Source organism: Kineococcus indalonis, assembly GCF_009906395.1.
GTDB classification, from domain to species: domain Bacteria; phylum Actinomycetota; class Actinomycetes; order Actinomycetales; family Kineococcaceae; genus Kineococcus; species Kineococcus indalonis.
The window spans coordinates 1-4,158 of the sequence record NZ_JAAALM010000368.1; the positions used below are offsets into that span (position 1 = coordinate 1).

The window sequence follows — 4,158 nt, forward strand, 5'->3', positions numbered from 1 at the left end:
GGCGCGAGCTGCTGCGCTCCTTCACCACCCTGCTCGCCCAGGACGACTCCCGCAGCCTCGTGATCGCCACCAGCAACCGCCCCCAGGTGCTCGAGCGCGGCCTGCTGCGCCGCTTCGACACCCTCGTGGACTACCCCCTGCCCAGCACCGGCGTCGTGCACGAGGTGGTGCTGCGCCGCCTGCGCGGCTTCGACCTCAGCGCCGTGGAGTGGCCCCGGGTCGCCTCCACCGCCAGCGGCCTCAGCCACGAGGAGGTCAGCGCCGCGGCCCGCTCCGCGGCCAAGCAGGCCGTCCTGGAGGGCCGCCGGCACGTGGGGACCGCCGCCCTGCTGGCCGCGCTGCGCGAGCGCCGGCAGGTGCTCAAGATGGCGCCGTGAGGGGTGGCGTGAGGGGTGGCGCCGTGAGGGGTGGCGCCGTGGACCCGCCCGCGGCCCGGCGGTGAGCGGCTTCACGGTCCTGGTCGTGTGCACCGCCAACGTGTGCCGCTCCCCGCTCGCCGAGGCCGTGCTGCGCAGGCGCCTCGCCGAGCGCTTCGGCACCCGCGCCGCCGCCGTGCGCGTCGCCAGCGCCGGCACGCGCGCCCTCGCCGGCAGCGCGGTGGACCCCGTCACCGCCGCCGTCGCCGCGCGGCTCGGCGCCCCCGTCCCCCCGCGCTTCGCCGCCCGCCAGCTCGACGAGGCGCTCGTGCGCGGCGCCGGCGCCGTGCTGACGATGACGCGCCGGCACCGCGCGGAGGTCCTCGACGTGCTGCCCGTCGCGCAGGCGCGCACCTTCACCCTGCTGGAGCTGGCCCGCGTGGCCACCGCCCTGGGCACCGCCGGACCGCCCACCGCCGACCCCGCCGAGGACGACCTGCCCGACGTGCACCGCCGCCCCGAGCAGGAGCACCGCCGCACCGCGCTGCGCGTGGCCGGCGCCGTCGACGCCGTCCTGGCGGCGCTGCCGGTGACCCCCGCCCGGCGCGCGCCTCAGCGCTCCGCCAGGGACGGCTCCGCCTCCGCGGAGGGCTCCGGCTGGTAGCCGTACCCGTAGTCGTAGGAGTACGAGAAGTCCGAACGGCGGGCCGGGACCATCGACAGCACCCCGCCCAGCACGGTGGCGTCCACCGCCCGCAGCCGCTCCAGCGCCCGCGTCAGGTGGTCGCGGGTGGTGCGGCCGTGGCGCACCACGACGATCGCGCCGTCGGTCTGGCGCGCCAGCACCGCCGCGTCGGCCACCGGCAGCAGCGGCGGGCTGTCCACCACCACCAGGTCCGCGCGCTCGCGCAGCCGCTCCAGCAGGTCCGCCATGTGCCGCGAGCCCAGCAGCGCCGAGGGGTTCACCGGCACCGGGCCGCTGGCCAGCACCGACAGGCCGGTGTCGCCGTAGGGCTGCAGCACGTCGTCGACGTCGGCGCGCCCGGAGAGCACCGTCGTCAGGCCCGCGCCGCCGTCCACGCCCAGGTACTGCGCCGCCTTGGGCAGCCGCAGGTCCGCCTCCACCAGGATCGTGCGCACCCCCGCCGCCGCGCTGGCCAGGGCCAGGTTCACCGCCGTGGTGCTCTTGCCCTCCCCGGGCACCGCGGAGGTCACCACCACCACGCGCGGGGGGTGGTCCACGTCGGCGAACTGCAGGTTCGTGCGGATCTGGCGCACCGCCTCCGACTGCGGCGTGCGGGCGTGCACCGCCACCAGCTCCGGCCGCTCCCCGGGCGGGGCCACCAGCGTCGCGCCCAGCGCCGGGGCGCCCAGGTCGGTGATCGTCCCCACCGTCTTCACGGTCGTGTCCAGCACCTCGCGCAGCACCGCCAGGCCCGTGCCGGCGGCCAGGCCGCACAGCAGGCCCAGCGCCAGGTCGCGCGAGAGCTGCGGCGCGATGGGGTCCCCGCGCACCTCCGCCGGGCGCAGGACGGTGACGCGCACCGGGCTGGGGGCGTCCGCCGAGGGGCGCTCCAGCTCGCTGACGACCTCCCCGAAGTGCTCGGCCACCGAGTCCGCCACGCGCGCGGCCAGCTCCGGGGAGGACTCGTCGACGGTCACCTCGATGAGGACCGTGCCGACGGGGGCGCTGGAGCCGACGTGCTCGGCCAGGTCGCGGGCCGTGGTGTCCAGGCCCAGCTCGTCCACCACGGGCTGCAGCACCCGCGGGCTGGTGAGCACGCCGGTGTAGGACTGCACCCGCTGCTGGGTGAAGACGCTGCCCTGCATCAGCGAGGCGGCGCCACCGGTGTCGTGCATCGACACGAACAGCAGGCAGTCCGCCCGGTACACCGGGGCGCTCAGCGCCCACGAGCCCGCGCCGGCACCGGCGCCCAGCAGCACCGACAGCACCACCAGCACCCAGTTCTTGCGCAGCGCGCGCAGGTAGTCGACCAGGTCCATCGGGCGGCGGGCTCCTTCCGGGCGCTGGCGGGCGGGTGACCACCCCCCCATCGGTCGCGCCGCCGCCCACCTGAACGCCCCCGCCGCCGCGCGGACCCGGGCGGACCCGGGCGGACCAGGGCGGTGCGCGCTCAAGGCGACGCGCCGACGCGTCGAAGGTCCTCGGGGACCACCGATCCGCGTGGTATCGCCCACCGCGAGCGGGGAGCAACGACGTGACGCTGACCGGTGACCCGGCGACGGGCGCGCGCCCGCAGCCGCCGCCCGGCGCGCCCCCGCGCGCCCGCACCCGGCGACGGCGCTCGCAGCTGCCGCTGGCGCTGTTCGCCGCGGACGCCGCCTGCGTGCTGGCGGTGCTGCTGGCCACCGCCGCGCAGCGCGCGCCGTCCGTGGCCGTGCTGGGCGTCTCCGTCCTGCTCGCCCACTGCTGGCTGGGCCTGTACCGCCCGCGCCTGGAGCTCAGCGTCCTGGACGACCTGCCGCTGCTGCTGGGCGGCGCGCTGGCCGGCGTGGGCGTCGGCGCCATCGCCGAGGCCGCCTTCGGCGCGGGGCGCGTGGACCGCTGCGCGGTCGCGGCGGTGGCCGTGCAGACCTGCCTGGTCGTGCTGGCCCGCACCGGCACCCACGTCCTGCGCCGGCGCGCGCGCCGCAGCGGCCGCGTCGCCCACCGCACCCTGGTGGTGGGCTGCGGCGGCCTCGGCGCGCAGCTGGTGGAGCTGCTGCAGCGCGGCGAGCACGGCCTGCTGCCCGTCGGCTTCGTCGACGACGACCCGCGCCTGCCCCCCGAGCTCCGGCCCGTGCCCGTCCTGGGCGAGCTGGCCGAGCTGCCCGAGCTGGTGCGCCGGCACCGCGCCGCCGTGGTCCTCATCGGCTACTCCAACGTGCCCGAGGCCGTGGTGGTGGACGTGCTGCGCGGCTGCCACGGGCTGGACGTGGAGATCTTCGCCGTGCCGCGCTTCTGGCAGGTCAGCAGCTCGCACCGCCTCGTGGAGTCGCTGCGCGGGGTGCCGCTGGTGCAGCTGCGCCGCCCGGCGTTCCGCGCCGCGTCCTGGCCGCTCAAGCGGGTCCTGGACGTCACCGCCTCCGCGGCCGGGCTGGTGGTGCTCAGCCCGCTGCTGCTGCTGTGCGCCGCCGCCGTGCGCGCCGACCTGGGTCCGGGCGTGCTCTTCCGCCAGGAGCGCGTGGGGCTGGGCGGGCGCCGCTTCGAGGTCCTGAAGCTGCGCACCGTGCCCCACCGGCCCGCCGGCGACGGCGTGCCGCGCTGGGGCGTGGGCGAGGAGGAGCTGAGCGCGCTGGGCCGCTGGATGCGCCGGCTGTCGCTGGACGAGCTGCCGCAGCTGTGGAACGTGCTGCGCGGGGACATGTCGCTGGTGGGCCCGCGCCCGGAGCGGCCGTACTTCGTGGAGCGCTTCGAGCGCGAGCACGAGGACTACCTGTGGCGCCACCGCGTGCCCTGCGGCATCACCGGCTGGGCGCAGGTGCACGGCCTGCGCGGGGACACCTCCATCGACGAGCGCGCCCGCTTCGACAACCACTACGTGGAGAACTGGTCGCTGTGGCTGGACGTGAAGATCCTGCTGCGCACCGTCGTGCAGGTCCTCGCGGCGGCGGGCCGGTGAGCGCGCCCGCCGTGCTGGTCCTGGGCACCGCCGACTGGGACGCCGTCGTCGCCACCAACCAGCACCGCGCCACCGCCGCGCTCGCCCAGCGCTACCCGGTGCTCTTCGCCGAGGGCACCGGCACGCGCCGGCTGCGCCCCGGCGACGCGCGCCGCGTGCTGCGCCGCCTGCGCCCGGCC

3 protein-coding genes and 2 pseudogenes are annotated in these 4,158 nt (G+C 77.7%); 4 read left to right on the top strand and 1 reads right to left on the bottom strand.

All coding sequences use genetic code 11. The features are described 5' to 3' along the window. Nucleotides 1-377: pseudogene (locus GTR00_RS15800) on the top strand (AAA family ATPase); the annotation flags it as partial. 61 nt (nt 378-438) lie between these two features. Continuing rightward, entirely contained in the window at nt 439-1,020 is a 582-nt protein-coding gene (locus GTR00_RS15805) for an arsenate reductase/protein-tyrosine-phosphatase family protein (RefSeq protein ID WP_166612550.1), read from the top strand. On the opposite strand, the gene GTR00_RS15810 is transcribed toward GTR00_RS15805, so the two are convergent. After that, nucleotides 969-2,360, bottom strand: a complete 1,392-nt coding sequence (locus GTR00_RS15810; protein WP_166612551.1) for a polysaccharide biosynthesis tyrosine autokinase — start codon at nt 2,358-2,360, stop codon at nt 969-971. The two genes, GTR00_RS15805 and GTR00_RS15810, sit on opposite strands and share 52 nt — an antisense overlap. 215 nt (nt 2,361-2,575) lie before the next feature. Between GTR00_RS15810 and GTR00_RS15815 the strand changes: the two genes are divergently transcribed. Beyond that, complete coding sequence (locus GTR00_RS15815) at nt 2,576-3,979, top strand: sugar transferase (protein ID WP_166612552.1); 1,404 nt, start codon at nt 2,576-2,578, stop codon at nt 3,977-3,979. Further along, nucleotides 3,976-4,158 (top strand): annotated as a pseudogene (locus tag GTR00_RS15820) (glycosyltransferase family 1 protein); the annotation flags it as partial. The gene GTR00_RS15815 and the pseudogene GTR00_RS15820, both read left to right, overlap by 4 nt.

What these genes read in the sequence shown, in the direction of transcription:
- GTR00_RS15810 (WP_166612551.1), bottom strand. Translation starts at nt 2,360, where the DNA reads ATGGACCTGGTCGACTACCTGCGCGCGCTGCGCAAGAACTGGGTGCTG.